This is a genomic window from Komarekiella delphini-convector SJRDD-AB1, from assembly GCF_014831675.1.
Taxonomy (GTDB): Bacteria; Cyanobacteriota; Cyanobacteriia; order Cyanobacteriales; family Nostocaceae; genus Komarekiella.
This window is the reverse complement of record NZ_VJXY01000027.1, coordinates 1-16,853: the sequence shown is the minus strand read 5'-3', so window position 1 is coordinate 16,853 and position 16,853 is coordinate 1. Positions and strand designations below refer to the sequence as shown.

Sequence of the window (16,853 nt, the reverse complement as noted above, 5' to 3'; positions counted from 1 at the left end):
TCTCTACTTAGTTAATTCCTCAACAGTCTCAAGGTAGGCTTGAATAGCATCTTTGATATTTTCTAAAGCTTCCTCTTCTGTCTTTCCCTGCGACCAACATCCGGGTAAAGCAGGACACCAAATAGCGAATCCTTCATCTGTCTGATTTAACTTTACTTTGTATCGCATAATTAAATCACTGTTTTTGTCTGCCCACTCTATCTTGTTTAATCATACAAAAGACTTTCTCATCCATATTAACCATAGGGAAAAACTCAACTTTACTGCGGTCTATATAAACAATGATCGCCGCAGACTCTACACTTTCCATAGCACAATTTTAAGTATCTACAATAGCGTAATCTTTATAATAATTTGTGCTTTTTTTGACAACTAATCTGATTTGATATTCGTAGTTTTTGATTTTTATATCAGCTATTTAAATTGCTTTATAACTGAACTGTTGAAATCTACTATCCGCGCACCATAATAATTACTACAATAAAATAGTTACATACCCGATGTCTGGAGTTCTGGCAGTGGGCTTATTTGATGATTTGAGTCGGTTTCTGGAAAATCGTTTAGAAGAATTCTTGCGTAGTAATCCACATTTGGAGTTAGAGGCGCTGTTAGAACAGCTGCGTGAGCAAGAAGAAGATACTTTAAAGTTAGTAGCAGATTTAAAATTACAGGAAAAGCGATCGCAAGAGGATATTCTGGCCACTGCTCAAGAAATTCAGCGTTGGCATATCCGCGTTCAAAAAGCCAAAGACGCTGGTAGACAAGATTTAGCAACTCCGGCGCAAGAGCGAGAAGCCGCCTTATTGCGCGAAGGAAATCAGCGTTGGGGACAAATGCAAGGACTCAAAGAACGCATTACCCAATCTCAGGAACTACTGCGGAAAATTCAGCAGCGGCGACAGGAGGTGCAAGCCAAAGCTGCGGAAGCGCAGACAGTGCGTGCTCAAGCTCAAGCCCAGCAACGTTTGGAAACTAATGGCTGGTCGAATCAAACTAGTAGTTATTCTAGTGGTTTCGACGACTTAGAAGATAAGTTCCGCCGCTGGGAAACCCAAGATGAGTTGGAACAAATGAAGCGGAATATGGGGAAATAATTACCAAGGCTGGTACAAAATGAAAGCTCAAGAGGAAGTGGGGCAGAAGGGCAGAGGGGCAGGGGGGCAGATTTGCTGCAATTTACTCCTTGCTCTCCCCCATCTCTTTCACTTCTCCATTTCCTCAAATCGGCACGCTTTTGATGCCTACATCTAAGTAGTCCTTGCTCTCCCCCATCTCTTTCACTTCTGCATTTCCCCTGCTCCCCCTGTTCCCTCATCTTCCCTAATTGCGACAATACTGCAAACTAAATGCATATCACACTTAATAACAATTTCATCCTTCCAAAAATATTAAATTTAGATACAAAAGTTTACATATAGACCCAATAAATTTAATATTAAGATGAGCAAAATTGTGATATGCATAGCAGTTTTTGCACTTTACTTCAGGGCAGATAGCGATCGCAAAGCTGATTTTAATGCTCATCAAGGCATTGAGCGAATAATAGAGTAATTGAGGATGTAGAGCAACTAAATTTCTTAATGGAGAAGTTGCCAAAAATCGTCATCCAGCTATCCTAATTCCAGTCTTGCTCCTCTTTCTTCCCGCGACTTTTGTAAATACCTCCCAAGTTATGGATTTGGCGACTTCTCTCATAAAGTTCAGCTTCGCTCAAACCCCACTGCTGTAAGACTTTATCCAAATCTTGTTGGATGTCTCTAGCCCCTGGAAAACCTTGATAACGCATTCGTAGTCTAGCTAATTCTGCTAAATTGTAATCCGTTGCTTCTTGAGCGAGTAAAATATCAATAAGGGGGCGATCGCGATTGTAAAGTGGATGTTGTTGGTCTTTACCTTTGGTTGCTTCAGTCATTTTTTATACCTGTAACTGGACGTGGATTGATTAAGAGTCAAGTGTTAAGAGTCTTTGCATCTCACCTGAATTATCTGAAGACGGCAACTACACCTGAGCTAATACGGCTCTCCCCACTGCCATTCAACTTTAAATAAAGATACATTGTCCTTAAGAAAATACAAAAAACTTTAGATGAGGGTGAATTTTATCTCACCCAAAGTCCAAGCAGCAAGGGAGCAAGAACCCGCTATGTTTGAACACTTCACTTCCGAAGCTATTAGAGTAATTATGCTCGCTCAGGAGGAGGCACGTCGCCTAGGACACAACTTTGTAGGAACTGAGCAAATTCTCCTGGGTTTGATGGGAGAAGGAACCGGGGTTGCTGCTAAAGTGCTGACCGAATTGGGCGTGACACTAAAAGACGCACGTCGCGAGGTAGAAAAAATAATTGGTAGAGGTTCTGGTTTTGTACCACCAGAAATTCCTTTTACCCCCAAGGTGAAAAGCCTCTTTGAGCAATCGTTTAAAGAAGCTCATAGTCTGGGACAAAATTACATTAATACTGAACACCTACTCTTAGGATTAACTGAGGCTGGTGAAGGTGTCGCCGCTAAAGTACTGCAAAATCTAGGGGTTGACCTTAAGAGTGTCCGTAGTGCTGTAGTTCGCCGTTTGGGTGACAATGCCTCTGTATTCGCTGGTAGTAGCGGTGGTCAAAAGCGTACCCAAACGCTAACTATGGAAGAGTTTGGTAGAAATCTTACTAAACTAGCGCAAGAAGGTAGGCTTGACCCCGTAGTCGGTCGCCAAAAAGAAATTGAGCGTGCTATCCAAATTCTGGGGCGTCGTACCAAGAATAACCCAGTGTTGATTGGGGAACCAGGAGTTGGTAAAACTGCGATCGCTGAAGGTCTAGCTCAACGTATTGTAAATCAGGATGTACCTGAAACTTTACAAGATAAGCAAGTCATTAGCCTCGATATGGGGTCGCTAGTTGCAGGCACTCGCTTCCGGGGCGATTTTGAAGAACGCATCAAAAAAGTCGTGGAAGAAGTCCGTACTGTAGGCAATATCATCCTGGTAATTGACGAAATTCACACTTTAGTTGGTGCTGGTGGCACAGAAGGTGGATTGGATGCAGCCAATATCCTCAAACCTGCCTTAGCACGGGGCGAACTCCAGTGCATCGGCGCAACTACCCTTGATGAGTATCGTCAGCATATTGAGCGCGATGCTGCTTTAGAACGTCGTTTCCAACCGATTATGGTAGGGGAACCTTCAGTAGAAGAGACTATTGAGATTCTTTATGGTTTGCGCCAAGCTTACGAGCAACATCACAAAGTGACAATTTCTGATGCAGCAATTGTAGCAGCAGCGCAGTTGTCAGACCGCTATATTAGCGATCGCTTCTTGCCTGATAAAGCAATTGACTTGATTGATGAAGCTGGTTCTCGTGTTCGTTTGCGGAACTCTCAGATTTCCAATAATAAAGAACTCAAGCTTGAACTGACTGGTGTCACCAAAGCCAAAGAAGCAGCAGTACGAGTCCAAGATTTTGACAAAGCTGGACAACTGCGCGACCAGGAATTAGAACTCACAACACAATTACAGGCAATATCATCACAAGACGATAAGCCCGTCAATTCTACCATCGTTGATGAAGAAGACATCGCTCAAATCGTTGCCTCGTGGACTGGCGTACCAGTTAACAAGCTGACTGAATCGGAGTCAGAATTGTTGTTACACCTAGAAGACACTCTTCACCAACGGCTAATCGGTCAAGAACAAGCAGTCTCGGCTGTATCTCGCGGTATCCGTCGCGCCAGAGTTGGTCTAAAAAGTCCTAATCGTCCCATCGCTAGCTTTATCTTTTCTGGCCCTACTGGAGTCGGCAAAACAGAACTAGCCAAGGCATTGGCTGCTTACTTCTTCGGTTCAGAAGAATCGATGATTCGCTTGGATATGTCCGAATACATGGAAAGCCATACCGTCTCCAAGCTCATTGGTTCGCCTCCTGGTTATGTCGGATATGACGAAGGGGGACAACTAACGGAATCTGTGCGGCGCAAACCTTACACAGTGTTGCTATTCGACGAAATCGAAAAAGCTCACCCTGATGTATTCAATATGCTGCTGCAAATATTGGATGACGGACACCTCACCGATGCCAAAGGTCGAAAAGTAGACTTCAAGAATACCCTAATCATCTTGACTTCTAACATTGGTTCTAAGGTAATTGAAAAAGGTGGCAGTAGTTTAGGCTTTGAGTTTGACAATCAACCCGAAGCTAGTTACAACCGCATTCGCACTCTGGTAAATGAGGAGTTGAAAACTTACTTCCGTCCTGAGTTTCTCAACCGTGTTGATGAGATTATCGTCTTCACCCAGCTTTCTAAGGATGAAGTCAAGCAAATCGCTGATATTATGCTTGGTGATGTTTCTACTCGCTTGACTGAAAAGGGAATTACCCTAGAAGTAACAGAACGCTTCAAAGAGCTTGTAGTACAAGAAGGTTATAATCCCAGCTATGGTGCTAGACCATTACGTCGGGCAATTATGCGCCTTTTAGAAGACTCTCTTGCGGAAGCTTTGCTATCTAGTCAAATCACAGATGGAGACACAGCCATTGTTGATGTTGACGATGACGGTCAAGTGAGAGTTCAAAAGTCCGAAAAACGAGAATTGCTATTAGCAAATGTTGGCTAAGATGCATACCTTTTATACCTGATCACTTTTTGCTGTAATATTTGATCAACACTCCAGCCTCTTGCCTAGAGCAGAGGCATAGACGGGGGCATCTCCGGCAAACATAAAGTGAAATGGTATTAATTCTTACCCCTAGTAGAAATGCTAGGGGTTTTCTTCTATCCACAACTCATTGCGATATTGATTCTTTTGCCAACAATTCTGATGTTGCTTCACTCTCAGTTACATTCTCAGAATAACCAGATTTAGCAAAACCATCTATCGCATCTTTAATAAAACCAGCTACAGGAACCGCAACTAGCAAACCTAATACCCCTCCAATATTGGTTCCTGCTAGCAAGGCAATTAATACCCAAATTGGTCTTATCCCTGTAAATTTACCTAAAAGCCGTGGTGCGATCGCCTGATCAATTAACTGGTCGATTATAATAGCTACTGCAAAAACCTTTACTGCTAGCCAAAAGTTGTGTGAGGCGATGATTAAAGTTATGACAACAAGACTAACAACATCCCCAAAGGGAACTAAACTCAAAAGCCCAACCCCAAAACCAAAGAGTAAACCGAACTGGACTTGAAAAGCTAAAAACATTAATGTTTCTGAAACCCCCATCAGCAAGGCCAAAGTTCCTTGACCAATCAAAAAATTTTGAAAGTTTTGCTGAATAGATTGGCTGACCCGCACAGCAAAAGTTCCAGGCAATTTTTTAAATAACCCTTCCCAAAGTCTTGGCCCATCTAACAAAAGATAAAAAGTCAGTACTACTGTGATTAATGCTTCAGATATACTATCAATAGTATCTATAATAATGCCTAAAAGTTTATCAGAAAGATATTCAAATTCATCAGGCAAACCTTCAGTTACTCGTGTTAATATTTGACTGAAATTCACCCTTAATTTATGACTAGCAGCCCAATCATTTAATCTCTGAAGTTTTTCTTCACTAGAATCAATCCATTGGGGAAGTAGCTTAGCCATTTCATGAAATTGCTCTAAAATAATTGGTATTAAAGTAATACCCAAAGCAACTAAAATTACTAAGGCTAATATAAAAACTAAAGATACTGCATAGTTACGTTGAAGTCCCCGCTGTTGGAGAGCTGAAACAGGGTAATTTAAAATAAAAGCAAATAAAGTAGCTAAAATAAGAATTGTTACTAGGGGTTGAAAATTTTGAAATAGCCGAAACGCTAGCCAACCATTGAGAAAGACTAAAGGAAATAGCAGCGTCAAAATTAACCATTTAAGTAGTTGCTTGAGAGAAAAAATCATAAATTTATTCAAAATTCAAAGTTATTCTGATGCCCAAGCATTGCTTAGGCATTAAATATGCTCAGTGTTAGTAATGATACAATATAACAGGCGATCGCTACCCTAACCTTCGTTAAAGGCTAACAATTGCTCATCATTTATTCTTCCTGCTTGATATAGAGTTGTGGTAATTTCCGAAATAGTTAAAACCGCATGGCTACAGTAACCATTATTTTGTAACCTGTCTCTTACTCCTTGTTCATGATCGATAAATACCACAATATCGTTAACATTTAGTCCCGCTGATTTCAACTTTTCTGCCCCTTCCATCACGCTTTTGCCACTGATGAGAATGTCATCAACCACCACAACCGTTTCACCAGGCTGAAAGTTACCCTCAATTACTCTCCGAGTTCCATGTGCTTTCACCTCTTTACGAGGAAAAATCATCGGACAGTGAAGACGCAAGGCTAAACCAGTAGCAGTTGGCAAAGAACCATAGGGAATACCTGCTACTCTATCAAAGTTGAGGTTTTTCAAAATGCCTTCATAAGCAGTGATAACTTGACTAAAAACTTGGGGATTAGAAATAATTTTGCGTAAGTCGATGTAATAAGGAAATATGGCTCCTGATGCTTGGACAAACTTACCAAACATAATGCAGCCAATATCATAAAGTTGTAAAATCAAATCCTGTTGAGGATGCTGATTTAAAAAACAAACATTAGGCAGCCATACAGAGCATGTAGAATTTTCCTGAATAATTTCAGCTTTTATTTGGTTAATTTCTGCACGTAAAGACTGAATTTGCTCAGATAAATCTGTGTTTCCCAACATATCTTGAGGAACCGGAATCAGCAAGCCATCACCACTATCATTCAAGCCTGCTTCTAAAATTTGCTTCAGGTTTCCGCCTTCAGCCCAGATACTACGCGCCATGATAATTCTTTCAGGAGCAACTCCCCGAATGAGCGCCAAAACTTCAGGATTTGTAGTTCCCACTTCTAAACCTAATTGTTCTGGAGTTCCCCAAGTTTTTGATTCTTTTACCACCTGCAAATAAAGAGGTGATTGGTTCGTAGGATATTGTTGTAAAGCTTCTGCGCCTAGATTAGAAGTACAGCATAAAATAAACACTGCTTTATCAGGATATACCAAAAAAGGTACTACATGATCTTGCCCATTATAAGGACTGAGAGTGATTGCATCGACATGCCATTGTGTAAACACAGCGTGAGCAAAAATGCTGCTGGTATTTAAGTCACTGTGTTTAGCATCTAAAATAATTGGGATGTGGGCTGGAATAGCTGCTAAAGTTTTATGCAGCAGTTCTAAACCTGGAATGCCCAACGCTTCGTAAAAGCCAAGTGTCGGTTTATAAGCACAAACAAAATCAGCAGTCTCAGCGATAATAAATTGCAACCACTTCCACAACCCAGCGATGATATCTTGAGATTCATAACGGCTAGGCATCATCTCTGGATTTGGATCAAGTCCTACAAATAGTAAGCTTTGATTTTGTGATATATTACCATTCAATTTATCAAAAAAGTTCATTTTTGTAGTTTATAAAAGGGAAATGCTTAGATGATTACAGCGCTTTTTAGGTAAATTAACTACATGTTTTTCACGCAGAGGCGCAGCGAAAAGTTCTGTAGGCGGGTTTCCCGCCGTAGGAAACTTTTCAAGACAGAGTCGCAGAGAGGGATATAAGAGCGTGATCTAAAAAGTTCACCAAAACATTGATTCTGTAAGTTGGGAACCTCCGGCTTTACGTCCTAATAGAGAGTGAATTACTGTAAAGAGGATAAACAATGGTACTGAGGCAAAGTGAACAATACGCAGTGCTTGCCAACTGCCAAACATACCCACAATCCAAGGAAATTGAGCAGGTTTATACATTCCTATTCCTGTAAATAACGCCAGTAGTAAGATAGGAATAATGGCTGTATAAACAATGCGATGCCACGCGTAAACTAAACGCTGAGGATTTTGAGTTTTTTGCAATGCTTTGAGGTCATTGACTCCCACAAATCGATGTCGCCAACGTCGGGTAATTAAAACATAAATTCCATACCATAAGAGATTGAGCGAGAATAACCACATTGCTGCAAAATGCCAGTGTCTACCTCCCGCAAGCCAACCTCCTAATGTAAATATGGGAGGAATGTGTAAACCTGCGCGTCCACCAAAAACAGGGTTGGCGTTGTAAATTTGTAGCCCACTTGTCATCATGAGCGACAGGCTAACGATGTTACACGAGTGGAAAATCTTGGCTCCTATCGCTTGGATTGGTAACTTCCGAGTTTTAACGGGAACGGTCGAAGTCATAAAATATTGACTGATAAAATTTTCTGTTTATCTGTCTTAGGCAAATAACCCAGCAATTTAGGGGATGAGCATTGCTCACCCTTATTTTCCCACCCTATGATTCAGTTGAAGCTATAAACTTATGCCGTAGATGCGTGCGATCGCATCTCTTTTATACGTAATATATAGTTAAATATATTGCCTGCAAAGCTTACTATGTAAGCTTTGTATCACATTTATTTTGTACGTAAATATAGAATTAAGCACTACACGGCTTCGATAAACCCTATTGGAAAGCTTTACACGCACGCTGTCAAGTCTCGATAGATATAATTCGACTATGTTGATGCTAGGCGTTGCTTATTAAGAGTATGAATTTAGTCGCACGCATAGACGCGGAGCAGCTTCCCGCAGGGTAGGTGAGCCATTGGGGTTCTCCTCGTTGAATCAATTGGCGTCGCAAAGATGCAAACAGAACTTACGCAAAAACTGCTAAAAAGCTTAATGTATCGAACCGCTAAGACGCCAAGAACGCCAACGCGAAGCGTCTAGAAGAGAAGAATTCGTAGAGTGTGCTTGTAATACTTTTAGAGGCTGGGTGAAAACGGATCAGTTTCAATCCCTAATAGGGATTTTAAGTAATTGGAATGACCATAAACAGATAGAAACAATATATGTTGGAGGTTTCAATCCCTAATAGGGATTTTAAGTAATTGGAATTGCGCCGAATACGTTGGCGATCGCTCAAAATGAAGTTTCAATCCCTAATAGGGATTTTAAGTAATTGGAATAATCATGTGCAGGGTGCGAAGCGTAGTTAGGTTTGTTTCAATCCCTAATAGGGATTTTAAGTAATTGGAATCATACACCGCCATTTGTCGCCCGTTGTCCAAAAAGCCTGTGTTTCAATCCCTAATAGGGATTTTAAGTAATTGGAATTCCCAGTGACTTTACCTCAACTTGTAGTTAATGGGTTTCAATCCCTAATAGGGATTTTAAGTAATTGGAATCTTAGTAACTTGCTCTAAGTTATCTGGATTATCCTTAGTTTCAATCCCTAATAGGGATTTTAAGTAATTGGAATTCTAAATCTAAGGGGGTTGTTTCAGAGTTTCCGGTGTTTCAATCCCTAATAGGGATTTTAAGTAATTGGAATAATTTAGGTATTTGATAATGATCACAAATATCATCGTTTCAATCCCTAATAGGGATTTTAAGTAATTGGAATAAGAATAACATCATATACGGATGTCTATGTTAAAGATGTTTCAATCCCTAATAGGGATTTTAAGTAATTGGAATAACGGATTACCGATAATGGTATACTCATAACCCATAAGTTTCAATCCCTAATAGGGATTTTAAGTAATTGGAATATTACCATAGTGCAATGGAATTACTTCTTTTGTAATGTTTCAATCCCTAATAGGGATTTTAAGTAATTGGAATACTTTCATAAAATGAGTATTATATATGAAGTAAGAAGTTTCAATCCCTAATAGGGATTTTAAGTAATTGGAATTAACATCTCCTGAAGATTATGCAGAAATTGAAAATTTGTTTCAATCCCTAATAGGGATTTTAAGTAATTGGAATCCTATTCCATTTACAGTACTAACTACAGCACGTTTGTTTCAATCCCTAATAGGGATTTTAAGTAATTTGAATCCTCCAGGATATATAATTTCTATAAGTGTATCGTTTGGTAGTTTCAATCCCTAATAGGGATTTTAAGTAATTGGAATTTTCTCACACTACCTTTTTGAGCAAACCCATTTTAGTTTCAATCCCTAATAGGGATTTTAAGTAATTGGAATCTTCACATTAGCGATAGCAGATTGTTTGTCAGTAAAGTTTCAATCCCTAATAGGGATTTTAAGTAATTGGAATCCACTTTATTAATATCCCTTCTTCCTTCCACCCCTGGTTTCAATCCCTAATAGGGATTTTAAGTAATTGGAATCCATTAAATGTTGTTCCTAAAACCTGACCAGATGGCGTTTCAATCCCTAATAGGGATTTTAAGTAATTGGAATAACAGTCTATTTTGAAAGCCAAATTGAAAATGAATGCAAAGTTTCAATCCCTAATAGGGATTTTAAGTAATTGGAATGATTACTTATATATTAGCTTCTAACTTTGTAAATGTTTCAATCCCTAATAGGGATTTTAAGTAATTGGAATTGGTTACTTCTTTAGGAACAATTGCGGCTGGTGTGTTTCAATCCCTAATAGGGATTTTAAGTAATTGGAATCCTGGGCGATCGCCTCGCAGCAATCGTCAGCGCGTTTCAATCCCTAATAGGGATTTTAAGTAATTGGAATAATTTTCTTTGTTTCTGTTGTTTCGATAGTTGCTTTTTGTTTCAATCCCTAATAGGGATTTTAAGTAATTGGAATGCTTTGGCGTTAATAGTATAGTTTCAACACGTATTGTTTCAATCCCTAATAGGGATTTTAAGTAATTGGAATTTAACTAGTTTGGCTCTTTTATTTTCCCTTAACTGTTTCAATCCCTAATAGGGATTTTAAGTAATTGGAATTTTACTGACGTGTCTAGCAATCTGGGCATGACTAGGTTTCAATCCCTAATAGGGATTTTAAGTAATTGGAATATACCTGAACCTTTAAAGCCAGCGATGGAAAATGTGTTTCAATCCCTAATAGGGATTTTAAGTAATTGGAATTTGCGCTGTAACTTACTGCTACTTAGCAATTCAAGAGCTGTTTCAATCCCTAATAGGGATTTTAAGTAATTGGAATTGAATTTTCTGAGCCAACGGAGTTGGTACAATAATCAGAAGTTTCAATCCCTAATAGGGATTTTAAGTAATTGGAATTCCTGGGATTCAGGAAGCTGATTTCTGGGTTAATGAAGTTTCAATCCCTAATAGGGATTTTAAGTAATTGGAATTGGCTGTAGTACTCATAGTTTCAGGCGGACAGCTTTGGTTTCAATCCCTAATAGGGATTTTAAGTAATTGGAATGAAAGAGTTGATAATTATGGCGAATGGTATCAAACGTTTCAATCCCTAATAGGGATTTTAAGTAATTGGAATAAGACGTCCAAGGTAATGGCGATTTGTCTGGTGTAAGTTTCAATCCCTAATAGGGATTTTAAGTAATTGGAATCTGACTTCTTCTGAAATTGCTTCTCAATATCAGTTTCAATCCCTAATAGGGATTTTAAGTAATTGGAATTATAATCTTGAGCCTCATACCAAGCTGAAGTAAAAAGGTTTCAATCCCTAATAGGGATTTTAAGTAATTGGAATCCGGTAAATCTTTTATTCAGCTTAAATATGCACTTGTTTCAATCCCTAATAGGGATTTTAAGTAATTGGAATCGCTGGAGGCTGAAAGCCTTGTGTTATTTGGTTTTCAAGGTTCTGTTGCGCGAATAGAGAAATCATAACATAAGCAGTTGTAATTTGGCTAGATGCAAATGGCTAAAAGCCAGTGCTGATAAGGTGCGCGGATGATTTAAAGATGCTACTGTCTTCAAATTCTTGCATACAGAGAGATTCAGCCGTTTTTTCAATCATCTTTTTACCAACACCTACCCATCCGCGCACTGGATACAAAAACTGGTCTTATTCAATGATCGCAAACATTATAGCGATCGCTTACTACCTTGACTGAAGTATAAGCGATCGCAGCTTGGAGAGATTACCATATCTCTCCAGTCAAAAGTTAAATGTTGATTTGAAGCTAAATTACTCCTCCTCTGGTTGTGGAAGCGGGAAGGTTTCGCCAGCCAAATAAGCCTGAAAGTGCTTTTGAAAGTACAACCAGGATGTCATATCTTCCCCTTCTACAAAGGCTTTTGGGGCTTGCTTATACAAAGGAATGCGGTTATTAATTTCGTCTTGCAGCAGTTGGGGTAATTCAGTTAAACCGCTGACTTTACTTCCAAAAGCACTATAGATGAGATTACCAGGGCGATCGCCCATTTTCATCCAAGGAAGCCATTGACCAATTCTATCCCAACTCAACTGAAGTTGAGAAACGGAGGGGAGTGCTGAGTTAAATAAATCTGCGGTTGGCACGGTCAGTTTAAACAATTCCGCTGCCTGATAAATTGGATATGGAGTGTATTCGGCAAATTTGCGATCGTCTGCCAGAGGATTTGGGTAAGTAGGAAATAAATCAAACACAAAGGTTGTGTTGTCTCCTTCTACTTGCGCTGGAAACTTGCCCTGAAATTTACCTTGCACAGGATTATTAGCAACATGGAGTACCGATACTGTCTCACCTGTCCAAGGATTCTCCCATTTGGGCAAAATCTCATCTGTTTCTGGGTTTAGGTAATAAGTCAGTTCCCTAGAGGTAAAATCCCAGCTACCTTCTTGTGTAGGAATACACCTGCTAACGCTTAACCCCAGTATTTTAAACAGGAGTTGTCTCTTCTCGCCGGGAATAAATGCGTAAATTTTACCTTTCCAGGTCAGAAAAGTGGATTGGGAGGGGTCGAGGGAAGAACGAGTTTTTACCCAGTGCTGGGCTTCAAGTTCTTGAGTTTGTGCAACCATCTATAGCATCCTTATTATTTGAATAAAAAAACAATACCCTCTAAATCGCACTGCATTCAGATAAGTGATTAATTAAGGAGTGTTAGTTACCAATTTACACTTATAAATTTATGTTTTTTTAATTAAATTCCAATGAAACCTCTTCTGTGCAATATTTCAATTGTTGGAAAAATAGTTTGAGCTTATACTCATCTAATTTGCCATTACTGCGAACCGCACTACACAAATCAAGTCCAAAAGGAGCGACTTGTTTAACTGCAATAGCGACATTTTCAGGTTTCAAACCTCCAGCTAAAAAAATTGGCACATCTACCTGTTGGCGAATTTTGGCGCTCAAGTTCCAGTCGTGTAAGCGTCCTGTGCCTCCCAACTCTTTCACCAGCAGTGATTGATTGCCAGAGTCCAATAGAATAGCATCTACGTGGGGTGCTACGCTGATTGCCTCTTTCAGAGATTCTTCTGTAGTCACGTGAATTACTTGGACAATGGAAATTCCAGGTAAGGCTGCTCGGATGTCTTGGTAGCTTCCTGATTTTAAATAGTCGCAGATTTGTACAGTATTTGTCCGGCAGTTTCTAACCTGCTGAATAATCTCCTGAGCATCTTGGCTGGAAGTAAGTAAAAAAGTGGCGATAGGGGGTGGTACACAAGCAGCAATTTTCGTAATTAGCTCCTCAGAAATCACGCCAGGGCCACTTGGCATATAAGAAACTAAACCAAGAGCAGATGCACCGTAACGGATAGCAGTCCATGCTTCTTCTGTACTGCTGATACAGCAAATCTTGACTCTTGGGATTGCTGTTTTTTCCATTCTCTCCTAGCTCCTAAAGCTCTCCATTACAGCTATTTTCAAATGCGTAGATATTGTAGGAGCATAATATATTGTGCCCTTACGCGTGTGGTTTATTCAATAGAAATCCTGTGTAAAAGTAGTTGATAAATATGATTTCAAAATACTTTGTCAAATGTCATTATGCTATCTGCTCACAGGTCTACCGGATGTTGTCCATAATACGGCAAAGCCTCTGACCAATGAGGACGCTTTCCTTGCTGCCAATCAAGATAAGCTAATTCCAAGATACTTGTTGTTGTCGATGCTAACCCAGATTTTGCTTCAATTAGCTGATAACTGGTATTCCAGTTAGCTAAAGTTTCCTGCCATGCTTGTGGTGTCAGGACTGTATCTGGTAATAAGGCGATTAATCCACAAGTATCTGGCATCATTTGATAAATAGCTACAAAAATTTTACCTCTTTGTGCTGGCATTTCCACAGCAAAAGTTTTGGCATTTTGATTTTTGCTTGCTTTTGACCAAGCTACCGCCGCTAAAGTGGAAATAGCAAACACAGGAATATTTAACTGTTGTGCCAAAGTTCGGGCAGTGACAACACCTATACGAGTTCCAGTAAAGCCACCCGGCCCTTTTGCCACTGCGATAAACGCCAAATCTGTCCAATTTTGCGGTTTGATAAACTCAATTAAATATTGATGTATATGACTGGATAAATCTCGCCCCAAATTCCAAATATCAGAGCGGTTTTCGCCTGCAAAATTACTAATTACTAAACCCAATTCGGGAGTAGTAGTGTGCAGTGCTAAAGCGTATTTTGTTGGTTCGAGTTGTTCTAGGTCAGTTGTCAAAGTAAATATAGATATCTATTTTTTAAGGCTCAGATTCCCGACTTCTTTAAAAAATCGGGAATCTTGTTTCTTGTTTTGTTTTCACGTTGGTACTAATTCACCCGGACGCAATTTCGACCACTTACCCATTTCTCGTTTAAAGCTGAGACAACCAACAACATCCCACTCCATTTCAATGAAATCGTCTTTGGTACGGATGTTAACATTGATGGAAGGTTCATTCGGATCAAAATCTGGGGTTTCGGTCAAATGGGGCTGTTGGTGCTGCGTTTCTACAGCATTGTAGGTTGCACAGCGGTCTACATAGTGGCAATTCACGCAAATACACATAATAGAACCAACTCCAGGGCCTTTATTGTTAATCTAGCTTAAGCCAAACTGTTATTCATTAACTGCTGGGTTGATTTTTATTACAATGCACGGTTTAGTCCCTTCTACCTTAGCTCCTGAAAATTGGCCTTTTAGCCTGGAATGGTTGCCAAAACCCGCTTACATGGTAGGTGGTGCTGTGCGGGATGCGATTCTCGGCAGAAGTCGCGAATATCTAGACTTAGATTTTGTTATACCATCTGATGCGGTAAAAGTAGCAAGAGCGATCGCTCGTCATTATAAAGCTGGTTTTGTCTTGCTCGACCCAAAACGCCGAATTGCTCGTGTGGTTTTTCCTCACGCCACAGCTGATTTTGCCCAACAGGAAGGAGTTAGTTTAGAAACTGATTTGCATAGAAGGGATTTTACAGTAAATGCGATCGCCTATAATCCCCACACGCAAGAAATCATTGATCCTCTGCAAGGCTATACCGATTTACAACTGGCTACTTTGCGAATGGTATCACCCGCAAACTTAGTAGACGACCCTTTGCGGTTAATGCGAGCTTATCGCCAAGCCGCTCAATTAGGTTTTACCATTGAGCCAGCCACCCAAGCCACAATTCGCTCATTGGCATCACATATCAGCACAGTCGCCGCAGAACGAGTTAGGGTAGAAATTGGTTACTTGCTAGCAAATTCTCAGGGTACTCCTTGGATAACCAGTGCATGGGAAGATGGTTTACTTGCTCCTTTCTTCAAAAATGCCACCCGTGAAAGCTTGATTAAACTAGCAGCGGTTGATAAAGCAGCTAATTTAGTTGCTCAAAACTGGCAACAATTAGGGGCAAAACTGCAAGAGTCTGTGCGCGATACTATTAAAACTACTTGGTTAGGTATTGCCAAACTTGCTTGTTTAGTAAACTCAAATCCAGAATTAGCAGAAATTGAGCTACAAGAATTAACTTATAGCCGTGCGGAAATTCGAGGTGTAACTACATCTTTGAGATTGTTCCCGCAACTCAAGGTAGCTAACATGCCTTTGCGAGAACAATATTTTTTGTTCCGGGACGCAGATATGATGTTTCCTGCTACAGCGGTGCTAGCCATAGCACTTGATAATTTGGTAGAGGTGATGTCTGGCGACAAGCTGCTACACACTTACGCGCCGTTGATCAACCGCTACCTGAACCCTGATGATCTGGTTGCTCATCCCATCCCCTTAGTGAGTGGGAAGGAGCTGATTATAGCATTAGATATTCCGGCTTCACCAACAATTGGCAAATTGTTAGCAGAGATTAGCATAGCCCAAGCTGAGGGGAGAGTGGTTACTGTGGAGGATGCGATCGCATTTGCACGCCAGCTACTTGAGAGTCTAGAGTAGTTTTAAGGAAAGCGCATAACCCACATCAGGTAGATAAAAGATGGTACACAGCTTCATATTCCCACAAGAAACAATTGCCAGCATTCAGGAAAGGATAGAAGTCCTGGAAAGATGCCTAAATGATGCTAATCCGCAAGATAAAGCACTGGCGGAGATACTTGAGTTGGCTAATAGTCGGCAAATATCTCTTAATCAGCTTAAAGAGGAAGCAAGACAAATGCTACATCAGCTTCATAAATTTATGAAGTTAGATAAGAAATTAAAAGAAAAAGAACAACAGGGTGATTTATCTATTCTGCTTTTTGTTAGATACAATTTCCTATACAAAGAAATTATGGATAATTACTGGGACTTTTTTCTAAACCAAAAAGGTAAAGAAGCAGTTAAAGCAATGACCTTGAGCTTAGGCAAGTTTTATATGGAATTGAAAAAAGAATTTAGCTTTAAAGATTATGAAAAAGATGAACTATACATTATTGTGGAAACCCTAAAACACATAACACAATCTGTAATCACGGTTGCATTAAAGATCAATATATTAACTGAAGAAAAATTTAAGGCACTTAACTTGAAGGATATCACTCCTCAAGAAACAGAAACTATGCTAACTTCTTTGGCATCTATGAAAAAATGGGATCAGGTGTATAGAAAACTTGCATAGTCCTAAATTTATTGAAAAAGCAGATGTATTAAGTATACATATAGGGCTAGTATTTGATTTCTGAAAAAAATCCGTACATCTGGAGAGACATAAAATCAAAAGTAGTGTTTTGGATAAACCATTCAAACATCCACTTTAAATGAGAGAATGTTGGAATTAAAGCGCA

At 39.7% G+C, this 16,853-nt stretch carries 13 protein-coding genes, 1 pseudogene and 1 CRISPR repeat array; of the genes and pseudogenes, 4 read left to right on the top strand and 10 right to left on the bottom strand.

What is annotated here, in order from left to right; translation table 11 throughout:
* Positions 1–3: 3 nt before the first annotated feature.
* Positions 4–168, bottom strand: a complete 165-nt coding sequence (locus FNW02_RS22215; RefSeq protein WP_191759665.1) for a type II toxin-antitoxin system HicB family antitoxin — start codon at positions 166–168, stop codon at positions 4–6.
* Positions 169–518: 350 nt separating this feature from the next.
* Here FNW02_RS22215 and FNW02_RS22210 point away from each other — a divergent pair, with 350 nt between their 5' ends.
* Positions 519–1,094 carry a TIGR04376 family protein gene (locus FNW02_RS22210; RefSeq protein WP_191759736.1) on the top strand — a complete coding sequence of 192 codons (576 nt, stop codon included), beginning with the start codon at positions 519–521 and terminating at the stop codon, positions 1,092–1,094.
* A 521-nt stretch (positions 1,095–1,615) separates the two neighbouring features.
* Here the strand turns inward: FNW02_RS22210 and FNW02_RS22205 are convergent.
* On the bottom strand, positions 1,616–1,912 hold the full coding sequence (locus FNW02_RS22205) for a DUF3288 family protein (protein ID WP_191759664.1): 297 nt from the start codon (positions 1,910–1,912) through the stop codon (positions 1,616–1,618).
* Between the two features lie 231 nt (positions 1,913–2,143).
* On the opposite strand from FNW02_RS22205, the gene FNW02_RS22200 reads away from it, so the two are divergent.
* Positions 2,144–4,600: an ATP-dependent Clp protease ATP-binding subunit gene (locus FNW02_RS22200; RefSeq protein WP_191759735.1), complete on the top strand. Its 2,457-nt coding sequence runs from the start codon at positions 2,144–2,146 to the stop codon at positions 4,598–4,600.
* Positions 4,601–4,769: 169 nt separating this feature from the next.
* Here the strand turns inward: FNW02_RS22200 and FNW02_RS22195 are convergent, their stop codons facing one another.
* The 7 genes from FNW02_RS22195 to FNW02_RS22165 all read right to left on the bottom strand — a co-directional run bounded on the left by FNW02_RS22195 (position 4,770) and on the right by FNW02_RS22165 (position 14,663).
* The gene (locus tag FNW02_RS22195; RefSeq protein WP_191759663.1) at positions 4,770–5,870 is read right to left on the bottom strand and encodes an AI-2E family transporter; all 1,101 of its coding nucleotides are present in this window, start codon (positions 5,868–5,870) and stop codon (positions 4,770–4,772) included.
* A 102-nt stretch (positions 5,871–5,972) separates the two neighbouring features.
* On the bottom strand, positions 5,973–7,406 hold the full coding sequence (locus FNW02_RS22190; RefSeq protein ID WP_191759662.1) for a bifunctional orotidine-5'-phosphate decarboxylase/orotate phosphoribosyltransferase: 1,434 nt from the start codon (positions 7,404–7,406) through the stop codon (positions 5,973–5,975).
* 174 nt (positions 7,407–7,580) lie between these two features.
* Positions 7,581–8,180 (bottom strand): cytochrome b/b6 domain-containing protein, encoded by a 600-nt coding sequence (locus FNW02_RS22185; protein WP_191759661.1) that lies wholly within the window; start codon positions 8,178–8,180, stop codon positions 7,581–7,583.
* 591 nt (positions 8,181–8,771) lie between these two features.
* Positions 8,772–11,507: a CRISPR direct-repeat array (repeat unit 37 nt; unit sequence GTTTCAATCCCTAATAGGGATTTTAAGTAATTGGAAT).
* 369 nt (positions 11,508–11,876) lie between these two features.
* Positions 11,877–12,692 (bottom strand): DUF1838 domain-containing protein, encoded by an 816-nt coding sequence (locus FNW02_RS22180; protein ID WP_191759660.1) that lies wholly within the window; start codon positions 12,690–12,692, stop codon positions 11,877–11,879.
* Positions 12,693–12,810: 118 nt separating this feature from the next.
* On the bottom strand, positions 12,811–13,503 hold the full coding sequence (locus FNW02_RS22175; protein WP_191759659.1) for a phosphoribosylanthranilate isomerase: 693 nt from the start codon (positions 13,501–13,503) through the stop codon (positions 12,811–12,813).
* Between the two features lie 173 nt (positions 13,504–13,676).
* Positions 13,677–14,333 carry a tRNA (adenosine(37)-N6)-threonylcarbamoyltransferase complex dimerization subunit type 1 TsaB gene (tsaB, locus tag FNW02_RS22170; protein WP_191759658.1) on the bottom strand — a complete coding sequence of 219 codons (657 nt, stop codon included), beginning with the start codon at positions 14,331–14,333 and terminating at the stop codon, positions 13,677–13,679.
* 81 nt (positions 14,334–14,414) lie between these two features.
* Positions 14,415–14,663: a Ycf34 family protein gene (locus FNW02_RS22165; RefSeq protein ID WP_162394043.1), complete on the bottom strand. Its 249-nt coding sequence runs from the start codon at positions 14,661–14,663 to the stop codon at positions 14,415–14,417.
* Between the two features lie 85 nt (positions 14,664–14,748).
* Here FNW02_RS22165 and FNW02_RS22160 point away from each other — a divergent pair, with 85 nt between their 5' ends.
* Positions 14,749–16,026 (top strand): tRNA nucleotidyltransferase/poly(A) polymerase family protein, encoded by a 1,278-nt coding sequence (locus FNW02_RS22160; RefSeq protein WP_191759657.1) that lies wholly within the window; start codon positions 14,749–14,751, stop codon positions 16,024–16,026.
* 40 nt (positions 16,027–16,066) lie between these two features.
* Positions 16,067–16,687, top strand: a complete 621-nt coding sequence (locus FNW02_RS22155) for a hypothetical protein (protein WP_191759656.1) — start codon at positions 16,067–16,069, stop codon at positions 16,685–16,687.
* Between the two features lie 46 nt (positions 16,688–16,733).
* Here the strand turns inward: FNW02_RS22155 and FNW02_RS22150 are convergent.
* A pseudogene (locus FNW02_RS22150) lies at positions 16,734–16,853 on the bottom strand (IS630 family transposase); the annotation flags it as partial.